Source organism: Mesorhizobium sp. B2-4-17 (assembly GCF_006441275.1).
In the GTDB taxonomy this organism is placed as follows: Bacteria; Pseudomonadota; Alphaproteobacteria; order Rhizobiales; family Rhizobiaceae; genus Mesorhizobium.
This window is the reverse complement of the sequence record NZ_VFUX01000010.1, coordinates 1-19943: the sequence shown is the minus strand read 5'-3', so window position 1 is coordinate 19943 and position 19943 is coordinate 1. Positions and strand designations below refer to the sequence as shown.

22 protein-coding genes are annotated in these 19943 nt (G+C 64.8%); 8 read left to right on the top strand and 14 right to left on the bottom strand.

The genetic code is table 11. The features are described from left to right. Position 1: 1 nt before the first annotated feature. The 5 genes from FJ548_RS09855 to FJ548_RS09835 all read right to left on the bottom strand — a co-directional run bounded on the left by FJ548_RS09855 (position 2) and on the right by FJ548_RS09835 (position 3571). Positions 2 to 745, bottom strand: a complete 744-nt coding sequence (locus tag FJ548_RS09855; protein WP_140694478.1) for a 2OG-Fe(II) oxygenase — start codon at positions 743 to 745, stop codon at positions 2 to 4. Continuing rightward, positions 742 to 1296 (bottom strand): methylated-DNA--[protein]-cysteine S-methyltransferase, encoded by a 555-nt coding sequence (locus tag FJ548_RS09850; protein WP_140694476.1) that lies wholly within the window; start codon positions 1294 to 1296, stop codon positions 742 to 744. Before FJ548_RS09850 ends, FJ548_RS09855 begins: the two co-directional genes overlap by 4 nt. A gap of 135 nt (positions 1297 to 1431) precedes the next feature. Further along, a complete protein-coding gene (locus FJ548_RS09845; protein ID WP_246673310.1) occupies positions 1432 to 1650 on the bottom strand; it encodes a hypothetical protein in 219 nt (72 codons plus the stop codon). An 18-nt stretch (positions 1651 to 1668) separates the two neighbouring features. Further along, on the bottom strand, positions 1669 to 2796 hold the full coding sequence (gene ada / locus FJ548_RS09840; RefSeq protein WP_181168754.1) for a bifunctional DNA-binding transcriptional regulator/O6-methylguanine-DNA methyltransferase Ada: 1128 nt from the start codon (positions 2794 to 2796) through the stop codon (positions 1669 to 1671). An 82-nt stretch (positions 2797 to 2878) separates the two neighbouring features. Further along, positions 2879 to 3571 carry a helix-turn-helix domain-containing protein gene (locus FJ548_RS09835; protein WP_140694467.1) on the bottom strand — a complete coding sequence of 231 codons (693 nt, stop codon included), beginning with the start codon at positions 3569 to 3571 and terminating at the stop codon, positions 2879 to 2881. 178 nt (positions 3572 to 3749) lie between these two features. Between FJ548_RS09835 and FJ548_RS09830 the strand changes: the two genes are divergently transcribed. Together FJ548_RS09830 and FJ548_RS09825 are read left to right on the top strand one after the other, a co-directional pair. Further along, on the top strand, positions 3750 to 4076 hold the full coding sequence (locus FJ548_RS09830) for a DUF1330 domain-containing protein (protein ID WP_140612929.1): 327 nt from the start codon (positions 3750 to 3752) through the stop codon (positions 4074 to 4076). 121 nt (positions 4077 to 4197) lie between these two features. Then, entirely contained in the window at positions 4198 to 4740 is a 543-nt protein-coding gene (locus FJ548_RS09825) for a hypothetical protein (protein WP_181165750.1), read from the top strand. Between the two features lie 138 nt (positions 4741 to 4878). Here the strand turns inward: FJ548_RS09825 and FJ548_RS09820 are convergent, their stop codons facing one another. Together FJ548_RS09820 and FJ548_RS09815 are read right to left on the bottom strand one after the other, a co-directional pair. Next, positions 4879 to 5949: a phosphatase PAP2 family protein gene (locus tag FJ548_RS09820; protein ID WP_140612928.1), complete on the bottom strand. Its 1071-nt coding sequence runs from the start codon at positions 5947 to 5949 to the stop codon at positions 4879 to 4881. A gap of 208 nt (positions 5950 to 6157) precedes the next feature. Beyond that, on the bottom strand, positions 6158 to 6607 hold the full coding sequence (locus FJ548_RS09815) for an ester cyclase (protein ID WP_140612927.1): 450 nt from the start codon (positions 6605 to 6607) through the stop codon (positions 6158 to 6160). Between the two features lie 233 nt (positions 6608 to 6840). Between FJ548_RS09815 and FJ548_RS09810 the strand changes: the two genes are divergently transcribed. Beyond that, on the top strand, positions 6841 to 8940 hold the full coding sequence (locus FJ548_RS09810) for an EAL domain-containing protein (RefSeq protein WP_140777748.1): 2100 nt from the start codon (positions 6841 to 6843) through the stop codon (positions 8938 to 8940). On the opposite strand, the gene FJ548_RS09805 is transcribed toward FJ548_RS09810, so the two are convergent. Next, entirely contained in the window at positions 8935 to 9135 is a 201-nt protein-coding gene (locus FJ548_RS09805; RefSeq protein ID WP_181168748.1) for a hypothetical protein, read from the bottom strand. The genes FJ548_RS09810 and FJ548_RS09805 overlap by 6 nt on opposite strands. A 215-nt stretch (positions 9136 to 9350) precedes the next feature. On the opposite strand from FJ548_RS09805, the gene FJ548_RS09800 reads away from it, so the two are divergent. Further along, complete coding sequence (locus FJ548_RS09800) at positions 9351 to 10067, top strand: 3-keto-5-aminohexanoate cleavage protein (protein WP_140777746.1); 717 nt, start codon at positions 9351 to 9353, stop codon at positions 10065 to 10067. Positions 10068 to 10151: 84 nt separating this feature from the next. Here FJ548_RS09800 and FJ548_RS09795 read toward each other — a convergent pair whose 3' ends face one another. Next, positions 10152 to 10835: a YoaK family protein gene (locus tag FJ548_RS09795; RefSeq protein ID WP_140612923.1), complete on the bottom strand. Its 684-nt coding sequence runs from the start codon at positions 10833 to 10835 to the stop codon at positions 10152 to 10154. A 205-nt stretch (positions 10836 to 11040) separates the two neighbouring features. Here FJ548_RS09795 and FJ548_RS09790 point away from each other — a divergent pair, with 205 nt between their 5' ends. Then, positions 11041 to 11604 carry a cytochrome b gene (locus tag FJ548_RS09790; protein WP_140694450.1) on the top strand — a complete coding sequence of 188 codons (564 nt, stop codon included), beginning with the start codon at positions 11041 to 11043 and terminating at the stop codon, positions 11602 to 11604. 378 nt (positions 11605 to 11982) lie between these two features. Here FJ548_RS09790 and FJ548_RS09785 read toward each other — a convergent pair whose 3' ends face one another. From FJ548_RS09785 to FJ548_RS09775, 3 genes are read right to left on the bottom strand one after another with little or no spacing between them, the layout of a single operon-like run. Continuing rightward, positions 11983 to 13104: a serine hydrolase domain-containing protein gene (locus FJ548_RS09785; protein ID WP_246678604.1), complete on the bottom strand. Its 1122-nt coding sequence runs from the start codon at positions 13102 to 13104 to the stop codon at positions 11983 to 11985. A 46-nt stretch (positions 13105 to 13150) separates the two neighbouring features. Then, positions 13151 to 14755 (bottom strand): ABC transporter substrate-binding protein, encoded by a 1605-nt coding sequence (locus tag FJ548_RS09780; RefSeq protein WP_140777745.1) that lies wholly within the window; start codon positions 14753 to 14755, stop codon positions 13151 to 13153. Positions 14756 to 14804: 49 nt separating this feature from the next. Beyond that, positions 14805 to 15938, bottom strand: coding sequence for an FAD-binding oxidoreductase (locus FJ548_RS09775; RefSeq protein WP_140777744.1), 1134 nt, complete (start codon positions 15936 to 15938; stop codon positions 14805 to 14807). A gap of 136 nt (positions 15939 to 16074) precedes the next feature. On the opposite strand from FJ548_RS09775, the gene FJ548_RS09770 reads away from it, so the two are divergent. Both FJ548_RS09770 and FJ548_RS09765 read left to right on the top strand, forming a co-directional pair. Beyond that, complete coding sequence (locus FJ548_RS09770) at positions 16075 to 16692, top strand: XRE family transcriptional regulator (protein ID WP_140777743.1); 618 nt, start codon at positions 16075 to 16077, stop codon at positions 16690 to 16692. A gap of 41 nt (positions 16693 to 16733) precedes the next feature. Further along, a complete protein-coding gene (locus FJ548_RS09765) occupies positions 16734 to 17021 on the top strand; it encodes a hypothetical protein (RefSeq protein WP_140767015.1) in 288 nt (95 codons plus the stop codon). 73 nt (positions 17022 to 17094) lie between these two features. On the opposite strand, the gene FJ548_RS09760 is transcribed toward FJ548_RS09765, so the two are convergent. Beyond that, positions 17095 to 17478, bottom strand: coding sequence for an SgcJ/EcaC family oxidoreductase (locus FJ548_RS09760; protein ID WP_140777741.1), 384 nt, complete (start codon positions 17476 to 17478; stop codon positions 17095 to 17097). Between the two features lie 257 nt (positions 17479 to 17735). On the opposite strand from FJ548_RS09760, the gene FJ548_RS09755 reads away from it, so the two are divergent. After that, the gene (locus FJ548_RS09755; protein WP_140777740.1) at positions 17736 to 18440 is read left to right on the top strand and encodes an SDR family oxidoreductase; all 705 of its coding nucleotides are present in this window, start codon (positions 17736 to 17738) and stop codon (positions 18438 to 18440) included. A gap of 74 nt (positions 18441 to 18514) precedes the next feature. Here the strand turns inward: FJ548_RS09755 and FJ548_RS09750 are convergent, their stop codons facing one another. After that, a complete protein-coding gene (locus FJ548_RS09750; RefSeq protein WP_140777739.1) occupies positions 18515 to 19771 on the bottom strand; it encodes a cytochrome-c peroxidase in 1257 nt (418 codons plus the stop codon). Positions 19772 to 19943 lie beyond the last annotated feature (172 nt).

Genomic DNA, 19943 nt, shown 5'->3' with positions numbered 1-19943 from the left:
CTCAGGTGGCATCATGAAAAATGATGCCAACGGTGTGGCGCATGCCTGAGCGCAGGCGGCTGACGCCGTGGCGCAGATTGACGCGGTAGTTGCCCTTCGTACCCTGCACCGGCCGATTGTGAACGGCGAAGGCGACGGCGTCGCCCTGGCGCAGCGGCACCACCTCGACCCGGCTCTGCATGCGCGGCCGCTGCTCGGTCAGCGCGAACTCGCCGCCGGTGAAATCCTTGCCCGGCTCCGAAAGCAGGATCGCGACCTGCAGCGGGAAGGCGAGATCGCCATAGAGATCCTGGTGCAGGCAGTTGAAGTCGCCGGGCACATATTGCAGCAGAAGCGGCGTCGGCCTGACCTGTCCGGCGGCATGGCACTGGTCGAGAAATTCGGCATGCGTCGCGGGATAGCGCATCGCGATCCCCATGCGCTCGTTCCACCGGTTGGCGATTTCGGCCAGCCGTGGATAGAGTGCGGTGCGCAGGCCGCCGATCAGGTCCGGCAGGGGATAGCGGAAGTAGCGGTATTCGCCTTTGCCGAAACCGTGCCTGGCCATGTGGATGTGGCTGCGGAAATGCTCTTCCTGCGGATAGAGGCCGGCGATTTGCCGGCACTCCTGCGGCGACAGCAGCTTTTCCATCACCGCGCAGCCGAAGCCGTCGAGTTCGGCGGCCAAGGCCTGCCAGTCGTAGCCTGCGATGCGTGTCTCCGCCGCTTCGACCGCCGCTGTGGCCACCTTGGCGTGGGCATTCATATCGCGGCCTCCCTGTCGAGCAAAGCGCGCTTGCGCTCGACGCCCCAACGGTAGCCAGACAGCGTGCCGTCGGCGCGCAGGACGCGGTGGCAGGGAATGCCGAGCGCGATCGCGTTGGCGGCACAAGCCGTCGCCACGGCGCGGGCACCATCGGGCAGGCCGAGGCGCCGGGCAAGGGCCGTATAGGTGATGGTGGCACCGCACGGGATGGTGCGCAGCACCTCCCACACCCTTTGCTGGAAAGGCGTGCCGTGGCGCATATCGAGCGGCAGGTCGAGGCCGGCGGCCGGCGTCTCGATGAAGCGCGCGATTGCCACGAGGTCGTCGCGCAGGGCGGCTCCGTCCTCGGCCAGCATCCTGCCGGGGAAGCGGTCGGCGAGATCCTGCTCCAGTGTTTCTGCGTCGGAGCCGATCAGGATGGCGCAGACGCCGATGCGGCTGCGCGCCGCCAGGATGGTGCCGATCGCGGATTCGCCGATGGCGTAGGCGATGGTGGCGAGGGTGGCGGCGTCAAAGGGTGCCGCCGGCACGTCGGTTTGCATGAGGTTCATTGCCTTCACTCCTTCTGTGTGGCTGACCCTAGACGTCTGCTTTGCGTCTCTCACTCCGATGCTTGCTTTCAAATTCGAATCTCGGGGTCTGGGGACGAGCGGTGAAAAGGTAAGTGCCGCAGGTGCTGAGTATATTCACGCGACACGCGTGACGGCGACTTCGCCGAGCACGAAAACCTCGCCTGACGGCAGCCGCAATTCGGTCTCGCCTTTCGGCCCGTGGCGCAACTCGGCCTTGCCGGCATCGACAAGCTCGCCGATGGCGGCCAACACCTGTGATTTCGCATCCTCACGGCTAACGGCAGCGCCGGCGGAAATCTGGCTGTTCGCACCGGCGGCGGAAGAGCTTGCCATCGCGCGCATCGCCGGTCGTCAGCCCCGCGAAGACCGGCGGGCGTTGTCGGCTGCTTTCATCGACCCGCCGGCCTCCCGCTCGAGCAGCGCGCGTTTGCGCTCGGCGCCCCAGGCATAGCCTGACAGGGTCCCGTCCTTGCGGATCACGCGATGGCAAGGAATGGCTATGGCATGCGCGTTGGCGGCGCAGGCGGCCGCGATGGCACGGGTCGCCTTCGGCGCACCGATGCGCTGTGCGATCTCGGCGTAGGATATGGTGCCGCCGACCGGGATGTCCTGCAAGGCCTGCCAGACGCGCTGCTGGAAGGCGGTGCCGCGCACGTCGAGCGGCAGGTCGAGACCGAGTGCCGGCGCCTCGACGAAACCGACGACGCGGGCGACCAGCGCCTCGTAGTCGCGGTCGCCGCCGATCAGCCGCGCCTTGGGGAAACGGTCCTGCAGGTCGCGCACCAGCGCGTCCGGGTCGTCGCCAAGCAGGATCGCGGCGACGCCTTTTTTGCTCGATGCGACCAGGATGGCGCCGAGCGAGGATTCGCCGACGGCGAAGCGGATGTCTTCGTTGGCGCCGCCGGCGCGGTAGCGCGTCGGCGTCATGCCGAGCATGCCGGTCGATTTCTCGTAGAAGCGCCCGCTCGAATTGAAACCGGCATCGTAGATCGCGGCTGTCACGCTGACGCCGTCTTCCAGGCTTTGGCGGACCCGGGCGGCACGGCGCGCGGCGGCATAGTCCTTCGGTGTCAGTCCGGTGATCGCCCTGAAGACGCGATGGAAGTAGCCGGGGCTGCGGCCCGCCGCGACCGCCAGCTGGTCAAGCGAGGGTTCTTCCTCGCTGTCCTCGATCATGCGGCAGGCCTTGGCGACCATCGCGGCGTTGCCGGCATCGATCGACGGGCCATCCGGGTTGCAGCGGCGGCAGGCGCGGAAACCGGTCGCCTTCGCCTGGGCCAGCGTGTCGTGCAGCTGCACATTCCTGGGGTTGGCACGCCGCGATGGACAGGAGGGCCGGCAATAGACGCCGGTGGTCGCCACCGAATACCAGAATTTGCCGTCAGCCGACTTGTCGCGCCTGACGATCAGCCTCCAGCGCGGATCTTCGGCCACCGGCAGCGGCGCGGATTTCAGCTCTCTTTGAAGCGTGATGAACATGGCGCCATTGAAGCCGCCAAGGGCCGGCTCCGCCACCCGTTTCCTGCCAAGAGCCGCAGGATCGCTGAGGCTCGCCTCGCTCCTATGCCGCCCGCTTGGGCTCCATCGCGAACGGGCTTAGCCCAAGCCAGGCCTGCATCTTCCTGCCGATCGCCTGATCGCCGGTCAGGGCCACCTTCGCGCCGGCCTTCTCGACGGTGAGCAGCCCCATCCAGATCGCCGTCATGGTGTAGAGGTCCGTGGAGACATAGAGGTCGACGTCGAAACCCGGATCGTACCAGCACAGATCGACCTCGCCGTGCTTCTCGACGATCAGCCACCACGAGCGTTTGGACGCCGGAAGCTCCTGATACAGGAATTGTATCACCGTGCGCCCCTCGGGCAGCGGCGAGGGGTTCAGGTTGCGCCGCATGTCCCACATCAACAGCGATGGATCGAGGTTCTTGAGCGACAGCCGGGACTCCACCCATTTCTGTCCCCAGAAGCCCATTGCCTCGACGACCGGGCGCAAATCCCGGCCGGCTTCCGTCAGCCGATAATCGAAAATTCCCTTCTCGCCCTGGACCTCCTTGCGCTCGACGATGCCGGCGAGTTCAAGCTCCTTCAGCCGTTGCGACAGAAGGGTTGGCGACATTTTGGGGACGCCGCGGCGCAGGTCGTTGAAACGGGTGGAACCCGCCACCAGTTCGCGCATCAGCACCATCGTCCAGCGGGTGCACAGCACCTCGGCGGCCATCGACAGCGGGCAGAACTGTTTGTATCCGTGCTGGACCATGGTCGACGTCCCTCCCTCGAACCTGGGCGCAACATTAGGCTCTCGTGAAGGAAGCGGCCAGTACGGAAACTGTACTGGCCCGGTACAGATCGCGGACTGGTTGGCGCGGGCCCGGTCATGCGAGCCCTTTGGCCGGTTGCACGGGATCCCCCTGTGCGCCGCAACCAGGAGACTACCCATGACCGCATACGTCATTGCAGACATCAAGGTGAAGGACCCGAAGTGGGTGCCGGCTTACGCCGCCTCGGTGCACGACCTCGTCCACAAGCATGGCGGCAGATATCTGTCGCGCAGCGGCAATGTGAAGACGCTTGAAGGCAAGCCGCTCGACACCACGCTGATCGCGCTGATGGCCTTCCCGTCGGAAGCAGCGGCACGCGCCTTCGCCAACGATCCTGCCTATGCGCCTTTCGTTTCGGCGCGTCAGGATGGCAGCGACAGCCGCTTCCAGCTGATCGACAACACCGATCTGGCCGGAACGATCCCGTATCTGCCGAAGGGATGATCCTTCCCGGTATTTCTTGCACCCTATCCGGGATCACCAAGCAACAACAGCCACAGCGCTTGCCTGTCGGGCCTCCGTATTTCCGGCGGCCGGCCCGCTGTGCATTTTCAGGAAGAATGGAATGAGCATGACAATGAACTTTCGCAACAGGCTCTTCATGGCCGCGGCCGCGGCCATGCTGTGCGCCTGCACCGGCGTCGCGCAGGCGCATCAGGAGGCGGCTGAAGCCACGTCCGGTCCCAATCCGCTGGCCGACAAGGTGCGGGCAGCGAACAGCCGGTTTCTCGACGTCAGGGCGGCTACGGCCGAAGGCTATGCGCCCATTCCCTGCGCCAGCGGCATCACCGGCGGCGCCATGGGCATCCACTACGTCAACGGCCAATACCTGAAGGACGACAAGATCGACATCGCCCGTCCTGAAGCCGTGATGTACGAGCCGATGGCCGACGGCACGCTGAAGCTGGTGGCGGTCGAATACATCACCTCCAAGGGTCCGGCATCGCTGGAAGGACAGCTATTCAACTTCAACAGCGCCCCCAACCGCTATGGCCTGGGCGAGTTTTACGAACTGCATGTCTGGGCCTGGAAAGGCAACCCGACCGGCACCTTCGCCGACATGAACCCGAAAGTGTCGTGCGAACACGCGATGGCGCCAAGCCAGTAAGCCGGCAGGGTCGGGCGGCGCCAATGCCGCCCGACCGTTGTCCGAAGTTCCGTCGACTTTTGTCGATCACCGCCGGCATCAGTCATGCGGCGAAGCGGATGATTTCTCGCCGCCGCTGACGATGTCAGACTGGCCTGGTCATCGCGATACGGGTTCGGGCATTGGCAGCCCGATCCCGATGATCTCCCTTTTCCTTTGCGGCAGAGCGAAACGCCCGGTCAGGTACCAGAGCATGGACACGACCACGATCGAGAGATAGCCATCCACCGCATAATGCCAGCCGGTGTAGACCGAGCCGAACAGGATGAGTGCCGCAAAGCACCAGCCGGCGACGGCCCAGCGGCGGCCGAAACCGCTGAGGAAGAAGGCGTTGAGCGTGGCGATGGCGACATGCATGCTTGGCATCGCGGTGATGCCGGTGCCTAACTGGGATCTGCCGCTCTCATGTGCGTCGAGCAGATAGTTGGCGGCGAATCTTACCGGCAAGGCATGCGGGTCAGCCATCAGCGCGGCCAGCACCCCGGCAAATCGGTCGTCGCCGTAGAACCGCTCGTAGAATATCGGCCCGGTGGACGACAGTGTGATTGCAAGAACGGTGCCGCATACCAGCATGGTGAGCGCGAATGCCCAGAGGTAGCGGAGGCGCCGGGCGGGATCGTTCCAGAAGGCGACGAAGAGCACGACGCCGAACCATTGCATGAACCACCAGGACATGTAGGCCTCGAAAACCAGCATGGAGGCGGGCTCTGAAACGATGCTGTGCGTCCATACCCAAGGATCGATGCCGTGCAGCGAAAGATCGATTTCGGCCAGCTTGGGATCGGCATAGTAGGGCACGATCTCCGGTATGGTGATCCTGAACGCCGTGAAAGCGGTGATGCCGAGAAAGAACAAGAGGACGACCCGCGCTGCCCCCGGCCCACGTTCCTTGAGCATGTGCACCATGAACTCTATTGGCCTTGCCCCACCTAATATCAGGGCCGCCAGTCCGAGACCAACCACCAGGAGAACCGGCAGCACGCTGAGGAATGTCCCGAAATACTGTATGGACAGCCGCAGGTAACGCTCCGGCCGAAGGCAAACCGCCGTCAAAACATAGGCCAGACACAAGGCCGTCAGCAGCCAGCCGCTCCTGGTTGCTACGCTATCCAGGCCAAGAAGGACACCGGAGCGACCATCCTCGCCGCTCCGCCCGGTCTGCATGCTCATCGAAGGACGCCCCGTCAGCCGCTTAAAACCCGATTACTATTTCACATGCTATGTATTACCGGTTGGTTACACTTTGTTCAAAGTAAATCCTCGAGATATTAGATGTTTATAATACATTATTTGTTTTCAAGAATTTGTTGACCAAGATGCAGCACGTCCGCTTCACCTGTGAAGGCGGACCACCGCCGCGACGGCGATGGCCCTTCGATCAGGCGGGCTTGATGAGGCCGAGCTGGGTGAGGGCGGCGACGCCGTCATCGAGGCCGATTTCCTCGACGATCCTGCCGTCGATCACCTTCAGCACGGTGGTGCCGGTGAAGCGCATGGCGCGGCCAGTGGCGGCGGGGAGCGAGCCGGCGAGGAAATCGCCGAAGGCTGGGCCGGTATGCGTGCCGCCGCCCTCCCACTGGCCGACGACATAATCGCCCTCGGCAATGAGATCGGCGGTCGCCCAGAAGTTGAGGTCCGGGAAGGCGGCGCGGAAATCGGTCATGAAGGCCTTGATGTCGTCGCGGCCCCGGCGCGGCTCATGCAAGGAATATTTGAGCAGCATGTCGGGTGCCGCGATGTCGTCGACGACGGACAGATCGCAGGTTTCACCCCAGAAGTCGGTGAACCAGCGGACGACGACCGCCTTGTTGTCTTCCTGTTTGGTCATTGCGAGGTCCTTTATGGTGTTTGGCAGGGATCGGCGGTTTTCGCCGACCCGGGATAAGCGATAAGGCCATCCCGGACCCGCAAAACTCCGGTTCTTGCCCGCCAATCGAAAGCCAATGACGGCGGGCCGGCGGACGGCGAGGCGCCTATTTTCATCTCCCGCGAGGCCGAGTAACGGTTTCTTCTCTGGTTCTGCGGCAGATTGTCCGATGGTGGGGGCGGGCGAAGCAGGACATGGCGCGTCAGCACAAGAAAAATCGTAGCGGAGCATTCTGGGCCAAAGCGCTGGAGCGCGCCCATCTCGGGGTCTGGGACTGGGATCTGCGCACCAGCGACTGCTTCTATTCGGCCACCTGGGCGCGGATGCTCGGCTATGACGAGGATGAACTTGCCAATACCAGCGACCTGTGGCTGCAACTCACCCATCCCGACGACCGCGAGCGGGCGCTGGCCAGCGGCGACCGCCATATTGCCGGACTGACCGATACCATCGAGACCGAACTCCGGCTGAAGCACAAGCAGGGCCACTGGGTGTGGGTGCTCGACCGCGGCGGCATCGTCGAGCGCGGCGCGGACGGGCAGCCGCTGCGGCTGATGGGCGTGCAGACCGACATCTCGAAGCAGAAAGCGGCCGAAGCCGCGCTCGAACAGGTCAATGTGCGCTTCCGCCTGGCGCTCGCCGCCAGCGGCACCGGCATCTGGCATTTCGACATCGCCACCAATAAGAGCTATTGGGACGCCCGCACCAGGGACATATTCGGCCTTGTCGCCGATATCGACGAGGTGCCGGGCGACCTCTGGCACAGCTATCTGCACCCCGACGACAAGGAAGCCACCGAGCGCGCCCACCGGGCTCCGCTCGAAACGGACGGCGTCATCGCCAATCAATATCGCATCATCAGGCGCGACGGTGAGATCCGCCATATCGAATCGCTGGTGCGGTTCATTGCCGCCGCGGGTGCCGCCGGCCAGATCCTCGGCACGGTGCGCGACATCACCGAGGACAAGCTACGCGAACAGGAGCTTGCCTTCGCCGCCCGTCACGACGCGCTGACCGGCCTGTGGAACCGCGCCGCCTTCGACAGGCTGCTCGCCGACCACATCGCCACGGGCGTGCCGCTGGCGGTGTTCTATGTCGATCTCGACTACTTCAAGGCGCTCAACGACTTCGCCGGCCACGCGGCTGGTGATCTGGCGCTGAAGAGCGTCTCGGCGGGCATTGGCCGCTGCCTGCCGCCCTCGGCGCATGCGGCGCGGCTCGGCGGCGACGAGTTTGCCCTGCTGGTGCCCAATTGCGACGCGGCGCGAGCCGAGCCATTGGCCGTCGCCATCCTGGCGGCCGTGCGCGGCGCCGATCTCGGTCTTGCAGCGACCTCGCGGCGGCTCGCGGCAAGCATCGGCATCGCGATCGTCGACGATCACGCCACCACGGTGGCCGACGCGCTGGCCTGCGCCGACGACGCCTGCTACGCGGCCAAGGCCGCGGGGCGCGACCGCTTCGCGGTGTTTTCGGCCGAGGCGGCCTCGGGCGGCCTCAACGCGGCGCGGCTCGCCGCCGACACGGTCGACGCCATGGATGACGGCCGGCTGAAACTGTTCGGCCAGGAGATCCACCGGCTGGGCCGGCCCTGGCAGGAAAGCCGCCATGTCGAGGTGCTGGCGCGGCTGGCCGGGCGCGGCGGCAAGCTCATCCCGCCCAGTGAATTCATCCCGGCGGCCGAGCGCTTCGGCATTGCCGCCAGGCTCGATCGCTGGATCATCCGCACGGCGCTCTCGCTGCATGGCGCGGCGATGAAGTCCGGCGCGATCACGCTTGGCTTCAACCTGTCGGCGCAAACGCTGAGCGATCCCGGTCTGTGGGACTTCGTCGACAGCATCATCGAGGAAACCGGGGCGCCGCATTCCGGCATCGGCTTCGAGATCACCGAAACCGCGGCCGTCACTAATTTCGACGCCGCCGAGGCGTTCGTGCGCAAGGCGCGCGAGCGGCGATGCCGTGTCAGCCTCGACGATTTCGGCGCCGGCATGAGCTCGTTCGAGTATCTCAGGCGCTTTCCGGTCGATGCCATCAAGATCGACGGCTCCTTCATCGAGCATATCGCCGAGAGCCGCTTCGACCGCGAGATCGTCTCAGCCATAGCAGGCATTGCCCGCAGCGTCGGCTGCGGCGTCGTGGCCGAGAAGATCGAGCAACCGGAGACGCTCGACGTCCTGCAGGCCATGGGGGTCGATTTCGGCCAGGGGTTCCTGCTGCACCGGCCTGAACCGCTGGAGCAGATCGTTATCCGCGCGACCAGGCCGGCAAGCAGGGCGCTCACCCGCAAGGCGTCATGATCGTAAGGGTTGCCGCACCGTCGTTTGCGGGAACTCCGGCGCGCCTGCCTCGGGGCACCTGTGCTGGGCTTCAGCCACCATCTCGATCAGCAGGTCGAGGGCCTCGCAGGCCGAGCGGCTCGTCCCGTCATTGCCGCGCAAATAGTGGTAGGCGCGTTCGAGATGGATACGGGCGGCCGAAAAATCGCTGGTCAATGGTTCCTCCATTACCTCGCCCTAATATACCTTGGCCCAACTGGTGGAACGCGGGGTAAATATCCACAGGCGGTTTTTATTCAAATGCGGGAAGGAGCTTTGGCGAAGGGCATGGCAGCTTCGGCAGCAACGCTGTCAGGAGCGAGGTTGCCTGGTCTTTGCGAGCGTGTCCTGCACGACTAGACTGCGGCTCTTCCTGCCCCGAGGTGGTGCCCATGATCGTCCAGGCCTGCATCAACGGCGCGCGTCCGCGTGATTTCCATCCAGCGCTGCCGCTGACGGCGCGAGCGATGGCCAGCGACGCCATGGCCTGCGTCGCCGCCGGTGCGGCCGAACTGCATATGCATCCGCGCGGCGCCGACGGGCGCGAAAGCCTGGCCGTCGACGCGACGGTTCTTGCGGTGCGCGGCGCCTGTCCCGGCACGCTGATAGGTGTGTCGACCGGCGCCTGGATCGAGAACGACGTCGCGCGCACCCGCGAGGCAATCGCCGGCTGGCGCGAACTGCCCGACTATGCCTCGGTCAATCTCTCCGAGGCCGACGCGCCGGCCGTGATGGAGCTGTTGCGCCAACGCGGCGTCGGCATCGAGGCCGGGCTTGCCACGACGGCCGACGCGGAACGGTTTGTGGCGCTTGCCGGCCACGACAGGGTGCTGCGCATCCTGATCGAGATCGACATGCAGGACCTGGCCGCCGCGCTCGACGAGGCGCAGGGCATCGCGGCCGTACTCGAGCGCGCCGAAGTGCGGCGGCCGATCCTGCTGCATGGCGTCGATATCACGGTCTGGCCGTTCGTCGAGCTTGCGCGCCGGAAGCGTTGGTCGACGCGAGTCGGGCTTGAAGACGGCAAGACGCTGGCGGATGGCAGCACGGCGAAGGACAATGCGGAAATCGTGGCGGCCGCGGTAGCCGTATTTCGCGGCGAGGCTTGATGAAGCCAGCAGGCGGCAGGCGCCGTCAGACACTTGCCAGGCCTTGGCCATGGGCCGATCGGGACACCGATCGAGGTTCTTCCGCTAGCTGGGTTCCCCCTCGGGCGCGGAAAGCCGCAGCAGCAGCGCGATGAGCGCAATCACCGGCGGCACGGCGAAGCACCAGATGTTGGCGAAGGCATAACCGAGAGCGGCGGCCGCGCAGCCGGCGGCGAATACGGCGACCGCCGCAGCCATGCGCTTAAGGCGCGCCACAATAGCCGGCCGGGCGTCCGGGACCACGCCGCCGATGAGGTCCCCGAGATCGATCATGATCTGGGTGGTGGTGCCGGTCATCAGCGTCGAGGGCGGCGCGGCGGCCAGATGGACCCGATGCACGGCGTTCTGGATCGCCATCGCGGCGACCAGCACCATGCCGGTGAGGATCGCGGCGGCGCTGTCGCCGCTGGCAAAGGGACCAAACCGGATCGCGAGCGCGGCCCCGATGACAAGCAGCGCCAGCTTGGCTGCCAAGAGCACGCCGAGCGCCGGTCGTCCGCGCCTGCGCAAGCGCTCGCCGGCAAGCCGGGTCAGGATGACCACGACGCAGAACACCGGCAGCGCCAGGAGCTTCGCCAGCACGCCTGAAATGCCGAGTACCAACGAGGCACCCAGGGTGACGAAATTTCCCGTCACATGCGCAGTGAACAGGCCCTGCAGCGCCAGGAAGCCGGCCGTGTCGACATAACCGCCATTGAGACTCAACAACAGCGGCAAAGTGGGTTTCATGGCGGCGGCCTCGCGTCCGGGGATCAGACAGCGTCTCATATCCCGGCGCAGCGTTCCACCTCCATGCGGCGCCTCGGTCTTCGCGGACGCCGGGCGCATCCCGTCACGCGTCACGGGATAGAAGCCACTTGAGGAACAATTGAAATGAGGGCACGTTCAGGGAGGGGTGCGGGAGGAATGTGTCCAACTGTTTCGGAGCTCTCGCATGTCGCTGTCCGGCACGACAACCCGCTACGGAGGCCTCGCCCAGGCATTGCACTGGCTGACGGCATTACTGGTGCTCATTGCCTTCCTGGTCTCGGCTGGTGGCCCACCGGAGCGCGTCTATTCGGCGGCCAGGGCGTCGACGCTGCGGCTTCACGAGTCGCTCGGCTTCGCCGTTTTCTGTCTGCTGGTCATTCGCCTGGTCTGGCGCCCGTTCGACCGTATTCCCGAAGCCCCGGCCATGCCCACCTGGATGGAGGTCGCCTCGAAGGCAACGCACTGGGCGCTCTACGCGCTGTTGTTCGCGGTCCCGGCGACCGCCATGCTCGGTGCATGGTTCGGCGGCCACCCGGTGACGGTCTACGGCTTGGGAGCGATCGGTCCGTTTTCCGGCACCTGGGGCGCTCCGCTGGCGGAGATCCACGGCACGCTTGGCGATATCATCATGTGGCTCGCCGGCCTGCACGCGGCCGCGGCCATCTTCCATCACGTCTTCCTGCGCGATCGCGTGCTGAGCCAGATGGTGCCGGGCCTGCCTGACCCGTCGTCCGGGCAGAGCGGCTGAACGCCCTCAATCGAGAATGATTCGGATCGCCTGATCGACCACGAGGTGCATGCCGCTCGCCTGGAAGCCGGCCGTGTCGACATGGCGGTGATTGAAGCTCAACAGCAGCGGCAAAGTTAGTCTCGCGTCCGGGAGATCTCATATCCCGGCGCGGCTTCCACCATCCCGGAGCGCCGCGTAGGCAAGTTTCTGAAACAGGGCCGATTGTTATTTCAGCAACATGTCGTGGAAATGAAGCAGCTTTTGGAAGTTGATCGAATCTGACATATGGATTCTGCTATTGCAGAAATTGAGGATGTTTCTGAAATATGGATTTTGCCAGCCTATAGATTGGGACGTGAGGCTGTCTGAAGGCAGCAGTTCGATTTCCTACCCAGATCACAGCCGCAAGATTGTCGCGATCGCCTGGTCGACCACGGGGTGCATGCCGCTCGCCTGGAAGGAGAGGCGGTTGCCGGAGCCGATATTGCTGGTCATGGCGATGGTGAGGTCCGATCCGGGATCGTGCAGCATGACGGCGACATAGCCCGGAATGCTGCCCTGGTGACCGTAGAAGGCGCGGCCGGCATAGGCGCTCTGGAACATGCCCGCACCCGTCTCGCGCATGCGGGTGCCAGGGAAGCTTGCGGGAACGCGGTGTTCGAACATCTCCGCGAAGAAAGGCGGCGACAACAGCCTGCCGGAGAACAGGCCGCGCATGAAACCCACCATGTCGGATGGCGTCGACACCATGTCGCCGCAGCCATAGGCGGCGGAGAACGGGAAGGAGTCGGAAGAATCCTGCAGTTCGTTGGAATAGGGCAGGACGCCGTCCATGCGCCACATCTCGCCGCCCGAGGCGATGTCGGTGGGCGCGTCCGGCGCCGGCGGCGGGCGGTGGTAGTAGCCGCGCACCATCGACTTTTCCGGAAACGCTTCGGTCGCCGGCGACCAAGTGTTGTCCAGGCCGAGCGGCTGCAGGATCGCGCTCCTGACATAGGCGCCGAGCGACTGTCCGGAAACGGCCTCGATCACCATGCCGGCCAGCACATAACCGGTATTGTTGTAGACGGCCGGGCCGCCCGGCGCCTTCTGCTTGTCGGAGGCGAAGGCGATGTCGGCCAATTGCCGGGGTGTCCATTGCCGGCTCGGATCCATCGGAATGTAATATTCGAATTCCGGCAGGCCGCTGCGATGGTTGATCAACTGGCGCACCGAAATATCTTTCGCCCCCGGCAGGTCCGGGAACCAGGCGGCGATCGGCGCGCCGAGATCGAGCTTGCCGGTCTCGGCGAGCTTGACGAGTGCCGCGGCGACGAAGGTCTTGGTGCAACTGCCGATCTTGAACAGCTGGTTCGGCGCGACGGCGACATTGTGCTGCCGGTCGGCGAGGCCGGCGGTGAGGGCGGTCGGCGCCGCCCCGTCGAGGGCATAGGCCAGCGAGGCACCCACCGCGCCATCGGCGAGGTAACGGTTGAGGAGGGCGGTCAGGTTTTCACGCATGGTGGTCTCGCTTGTCATTTCGTTCTTCCCTTCTCCCACAAGGCGAGAAGGAAGAAGATGCATCCTACTCCGCCATGTCGACGGCGGCGAAATTCTGTCGGCCGAAGGGGTCGAGCACGTAGTTGAGCACGCTCTTGCGGATCGGGATCGCCACCACCGAATGGGCGATCGGCGCCACCGGCACCTCGTCCTTCAGGATCGCCTGCGCCTTCCCGTAGATCGCGGCGCGTTGCTTCGGGTCGGCGGCGACGCGGCCTTCATCCAGCAGTTTTTCGAAGTCCTTGTCGCACCAGCGCGAGCGGTTGGAGCCGCCCTTCACGCCGTCGCAGGACAGGAGATAGCTCAGCATGTTGTCGGGATCGCCATTGTCGCTGCTGCCGCCGAGCAGGAATGCGTCCTGTTCGCCCGCCGCGGTGCGTTTGAGATATTCGCCCCATTCGAAGCTGACGATCTCGGACTGGACGCCCACCTTCGCCCAGTCGGCCTGGATCATCTCGGCCATGCGCTTGGCGTTGGGGTTGTAGGGGCGCGACACCGGCATCGCCCACAGGCTGATCTTGAGGCCGCTTTCGTGGCCGGCTTCCTTCAGCAGTTTTTTGGCACCGTCGGGATCATAGTCGATGCCGGCATCGGTGACGGCGCCGAGCTGCGCCGGCGGCACGACGCTGCCGGCAACGGTGCCGGCGCCGGCATAGACGGCCTCGACGATCGCCTTGCGATCGATGGCCTTGGCCAGTGCGGTGCGCACGCGCTTGTCGCCCAACGGCTGGTGTTCGACATTAAAGCCGAGGATGCCGATGTTCTGGCCCTTGAGGTCGAGCACGGTGATGTCGGGATCATTGCGCAGGTCGGCGACCGCGCTTGGCGGCGGCGGGGCGGCGACCTGGCATTCGTTGGCCTTGATGCGCTCGACGCGGCTGGTCGGCTCGGGCGTTATGGCGAAGACCAGCGTGTCGATCTTCGGCGCGCCGCGCCAGTAATTTTTGTTGGCGGCATAGCGGACCTGGCTGTCGGGCACATAGGCCTGAAGCACGAACGGCCCGGTGCCGACCGGCATGCTGTCGATCAGCTCCGGCGTGCCGGCCGCGACCATCTTCTCAGTCTGCTCCAACGACAGGATGGAGAGATAGTCGAGCGCGATGCCGGCCAGGAAGGTGACGTTGGGCGCGGTCAGCGTGAAGCGCACGGTGTAGTCGTCGACCTTGTCGATCTTGTCGATCAGCGTGCCCATGCCGAGCGCGTTGAAATACTCGTAAGAGCCGCCGCCGAGCTTGTGGTAGGGATTATTGGCATCGCGCTGGCGGTTGAAGGTGTAGAGCACGTCGTCGGCGTTGAAGTCACGTGTCGGGGTGAAATGCTCGTTCGACTGGAACTTCACGCCGTGCCTGAGGTGGAAGGTATAGGTCTTGCCGTCGGGCGAGACATCCCAGCTTTCGGCCAGCGCCGGCCCGACCTCGGTCGTGCCCGGCTTGAACTCGACCAGCCGGTTGAAGATCGTCTTGGCGGCGGCGTCCATGGTGGAATCGGCGATGCCGATCGCCGGGTTGAAGGTTTCGGGATTGGCTTCGGAGCAATAGACGAGCGTTTTGGCATAGGCCTGCCCGCCAAGAAGGACGGACGAAGCCAGAAGGGTCGAGGTAAGCACTGCGCGCAGAAGGGTGGATTTCATCGCAAACGCTCCTGATGACACTTTACGGGTTGAGGGAAGGGCATGAACTTCATGGCGTCGCCGCCGGGACAAGGAAGCGGTCGGGCGCCAGCGCGGCGGCAGTGACGCCAAGGGCCGTGACATCCGCGGGCAAAGGCTCGCCGCGCATCAACGCCGCGCTCAGCCTCGCCAGCGTCAGTGACACCTGGAAGCCGTAGCCGCCCTGGCCGCCGAGCCAGAAGAAGCCGGGCAGGCGCGGGTCGAAGCCGGCGACCGGCGTGCGGTCGGGCGCGAAGGTGCGCAGGCCCGCCCACGGCGTCGACGGGCGGCCGATGCGCATCGATGTCGCCTGCTCGATGCGGTCGACGGCGATGGCGACGTCGATGTCTTCAGGGTAGGCGTCGCAAGGCTCGCTATCGGTTTCGTCGGCGAGCGAGCCGATCAGCCTGCCGGCGTCAGGCTTGAAGTAGAATTGTTCGTGCAGGTCGACCACCAGCGGCCAGCCGGATATGTCCATGCCGGCGGGCGGGTCGAACAGGAAGGCGGTGCGCCGTTTCGGCTGGAAACCGAGGCCGGAGAGCCCCGCCATGCCGGCGACGACATCGACCCAGGCCCCGGCGGCGTTGACGACGATGTCGGCCGTATAGACACCGTCACTTGTTTCCACCCGCAGACAGCCGCCTTCGGGCGAGATGGCGCGGACCTCCTCGCCGGTGCGGATAATGCCGCCGCCGGCTTTCAGCGCCGAGGCGCTTGCCCCCAGCATCTTGCCGGTATCGACATCCACCGCGTCCGGCTCGTAGACGCCGCCGCAGGTGGCCTCGGCGGCGATGACCGGAACCAGCGCGTGGAGTTCGGCCGCCGACAGGCGGCGCACGCTGGGCACCAGCGCCTGTAATTCGCCGGCCAGCCGGTCGATGGCGTCGCCGTCGCCGCTCCAGCCGACATGCAGTGCGCCGCGCCGGTGGGCGACGAAGCCGCCCTCGACTATTCGCTGCCGGCTGGCCAATGTCAGCCCGCGCACCACCCGGTTGCCATAGGTCTCGGTGAACAAGGCGGCCGAGCGGCCGCTGGCATGGTAGCCGAGATGCGGCTCGCGCTCGAGAACGATAACATCGGCCCAGTCCGCCACCGCGGCTGCCAGTGACAGGCCGGCGATGCCGCCGCCGATGATGACGATCTTCCTGCGAGAATTCGACTGCATCCATCAGTCGTAAAAATAATTTCGTATCCAGTCAATATTTAGCGTATAAGAAAATTGTTGGCGTTGTTGATGGTGGCGGGGAGTTGGACTACCTAGGGTGAACAGGCGGCCTCGTGGCCGCGCCATGGAGCTGACAATGTCGGAGCAACCGAACCTCGGTGATTGTCTGCGCGCCTTGAGAAAAACGCATGGCTGGACCTTGCAGGAAGTCAGCGCGCTGACCGGCGTCGCGGTATCGACGCTGTCCAAGGTCGAGAACGACCAGATGTCGCTCAGCTATGACAAGCTCTTGCAGATCTGCGAGGGGCTCGGTATCCATGTGACGGAACTGCTCAGCGGCGACCGCAAGCAGCCGGCGGCGCGCACGCGCCGCTCGGTGACGTCACAGTCCAACACGCTGCGCCAACTCACCCGCAACTACGACTACCGCTATCTCGCCACCGACCTGGTGCGCAAACGCATGGTGCCGATCCATGCCTATGCGCGCGCCCGCACGCCCGAAGAATTCGGGCCGCTGACCAGGCATGCCGGCGAGGAATTCCTGATCGTGCTCAAGGGCGAGATCGAACTGCACACCGACCAGTACGCGCCGGTGCGGCTGAGAGAGGGCGAGAGCGTCTATATCGATTCCACCATGGGCCACGCCTACCTGTCGGTCAGTGAGGAGGACGCCGAAGTGTTGTGCGTCTGCTCCGGCGAGGAGCCGGACATGGAAGGCACGCTGCTCAGCGTGCTGGAGACGGTGGATGGGTAGGGGCTTCCTATTCCGGGGGCGGCGTTTTGGAATTCATACAGATGATGCGGCGGACAACGAATCGGCGCTATTATTCGTCGGCGAACCGAATGGGGGTGGCTGTGCGAGAATTGCCAAGGAATGTCGATGCGGACGCAGTCATCGAGATCGGCCGCTACCTGGATGATCAGGCCAAGCTCGCACCGATCTCGCTCTCTCACGCAATCGAGGCCGTTCGAAAACTGGTCGAAACCGAGTTGAACGACTTCGACCTCGAACAACTGATCATCGAGAGTGCGGCGGCGCGCCATCTGGCCTTGCTGCTGGACACCGACAGCAGCCGGCGCTGACATCTCAGCGGCGCTGACATGTCATCGGAGGTGATCCGGCTATCGATGCCGGATATGTGCTTGTCGATCCTGACTATTCCTTTTTCGTCGCAAGAAGGTTCGCATCGCGCGCGACGCGCCATTGGCTGTCCTTCTCCTTGCGCAGCAGCGTCAGCGTATATCCCGAACGATGGACGCTCCCATCCGGCGAGGTGACGCTCATTTCAATGCGGTTGCGGATAAAGGCCCAGTCCCCAAGCAATTGCAGTTCCACGATTTCGCTCGTTCCGTCTATCTTCGCGTCGGCCATGCCTTGCGAGGCCTTGGCGAAAGCCGCCTTGCCGAACGGCTCCCGGCCGGGAACCATGAAGACCACGTCATCGGTCATGAGCGAGAGAACGGTCGTTATGTCACCGCTTTTGCTGGCACTCATCCAGGTGTCGACCACCTGCCTGATGGCTTTCTCGTCTTCATTCATCGGATAGTCCTCCGCAAGCTGGGGCAACGATTGGCGCCTGGCCGGATGAGTTCGGGAATCAGCGAGGGCAAAGATAGGGCGGCCCCGGACATCAGCAATAAAGGCTGTTGTTGCCCCAGCTGGCCAGGGCAGGCCGGATGTGTTGAGTTTTTCTGCAGGCTGAATTCAGTCTTTCCGGTTCGAACTGGCCGGTAAAACCGGCTATATCGACGCCGAAGCGGCAGTTCCGTTGCCGGCCAACCCGAGAGGAAAACCCAATGAGTTCAGAAAAAACAGCTGTCATCGTGGCCGGCGGCAGCGGCATGGGGGCGGCGGCGGCCAAGCGGCTGGCGGCGGATGGTTTCAAGGTCGCCATCCTGTCGTCCTCGGGCAAGGGCGAGGCGCTGGCCAAGGAGTTGGGCGGGCTCGGCGTCACCGGCTCCAACCAGTCGAACGACGACCTGCAGCGCCTCGCGGACCTGACATTGGAGCGCTATGGCCGCATCGACGTGCTGGTCAACAGCGGCGGCCACGGGCCACGCGCGCCGATCCTGGACATCACCGACGAGCAATGGCACACCGGCATGGATGTCTATCTGCTGAACGTCATCAGGCCGGTGCGCATCGTGGCGCCGCAGATGGTCAAGCAGAAGGGCGGCGCCATCATCAACATCTCGACGGCCTGGGTCGCCGAGCCGAACGCGATGTTCCCGACGTCGGCCGTGTTCCGCGCCGGCCTTGCCGCCTACACCAAGATCTTCGCCAACACCTATGCGGCAGACAATGTGCGCATGAACAATGTGCTGCCCGGCTGGATCGACAGCCTGCCGACCACAGAGGAGCGCCGCGACAGCGTGCCGATGCAGCGCTACGGCACGTCGGAGGAGATTGCAGCGACCATCGCCTTCCTGGCCTCGGACGGCGCCGGCTACATCACCGGCCAGAATATTCGCGTGGATGGGGGTGTTATTAGGGCGCTGTGAGGTAGGGCAGTAGGGCAGTAGGGCAGTAGGGCAGTAGGGATCCCCCTCTCCCTCAAGGAGAGAAGGCAAGGGCGTCACCGCTGGTCCGCGTCGGTCAGCGTGCCGAGAAAGGCGACGATATCGTCGATCTCGGCATCGGTCAGCGCCGGCTTGCCGCCAGGCTTTTTGCCGTTGAAGGGCGGATCCTGGTTGAGGTTTGGCCAATAAACCTTTGGCAGGTCGTCATATTTGTTGACGGTCCCGTCGGCGTTCCTCGGATACCAGTGGCCCGGATCGGTGTCGCGGCTGGCGTAGAAGGCGACGGCATCGCGCAGCGTGTGAAAATATCCGTTGTGGAAGAAGCTCTTGCGCAGCGCGACATTGCGCAGCGTCGGTGTCTTGAACAGGCCGCAATATTCGGTGCGGCCTTTGAAATCCATGCGCAGCGGGCCGCACAGGCCAAGATCGGCGTAGGCGGGATCGGCATTGGCCGGAATGGCCGGATTGCGCGGCACGGCGATGGCGATCAGGCCGAAATCGGTGAATTGCGGCGGCTCGCCGTCATTGGCGGGCTCGCTGAGATGACAGCTGGCGCAATTGCCCTTGGCTTCGTCCTCGAACAGCGCGCGGCCGCGCAATTCCCGGGCGGAGAGTGTTGCCTTGCCGGCGAGGAAGGCGTCGTAGCGGCTGGAATAGGGATAGAAGTCGGCGGCACTCTGCTCGAAAGTGCCGAGCGCCTCGACGGCGGCGCCGAAAGCATCGTCCGGGCGGTCGAACACGTCGTCGCCGAAGGCGGCCTTGAATTCGGCGGCATAGGCGGCCTTGCGCAAGATCGCGGCGACGGCGGCTTCATCCTTGTTGGCCATCTCGAAAGGCGAGAGCAGGGGGATCTTCGCCTGCTCCTCGCCGTGGTCGGTGCGGCCGTCCCAGGTCAGGCCGCCGGTCGGCCCGTTGTCGACGCTCTCGTCGCCCTCATCCTCGGAATCGTGGAAATGCTCGGTGAAGGCGGGCGCCGCCTGCAGGTAGCGCAGCGAGGGGATCGCGCGGACGCCCGGCTGGTCCAGGTTCGGCCCGCCTCTCTCGACCGGCGCGGCCGAGGCCGGGCCGAAGGCGTGGCGCGGGTCATGGCAGGACGAGCAGGCCTGCTTGCCCGAGGCCGACAGAGAGGGGTCGAAGAACATCTTCCGGCCAAGCGCGGTCAGGGCCTCGGCCCGCGCGAAGGCTTGCGCACGTGATAGCGGACCGGGATGAACGCTGCCGGCGCCGGCGCGGACGATGGTTGCAGAGAAGATCGCGGCGATGGCCAATATTGAAGCGGCGACGGCGCGGTTCTTCCATTGTGCGACTGGCATCTCGGCTGGTCCGTTTCTGGTCCGTCAATCTGGGATCGGCATTGCTACGGCTTGATGACCGTGCGTCCCTATCGGTAGCGTTCCTTCCCCTCTGTCCTGCCGGACATCTCCCCCCCCCGCAAGCAGGGCAATCGCATATGGCGTCGCCCTACGAATACCCCCACCCCTAACC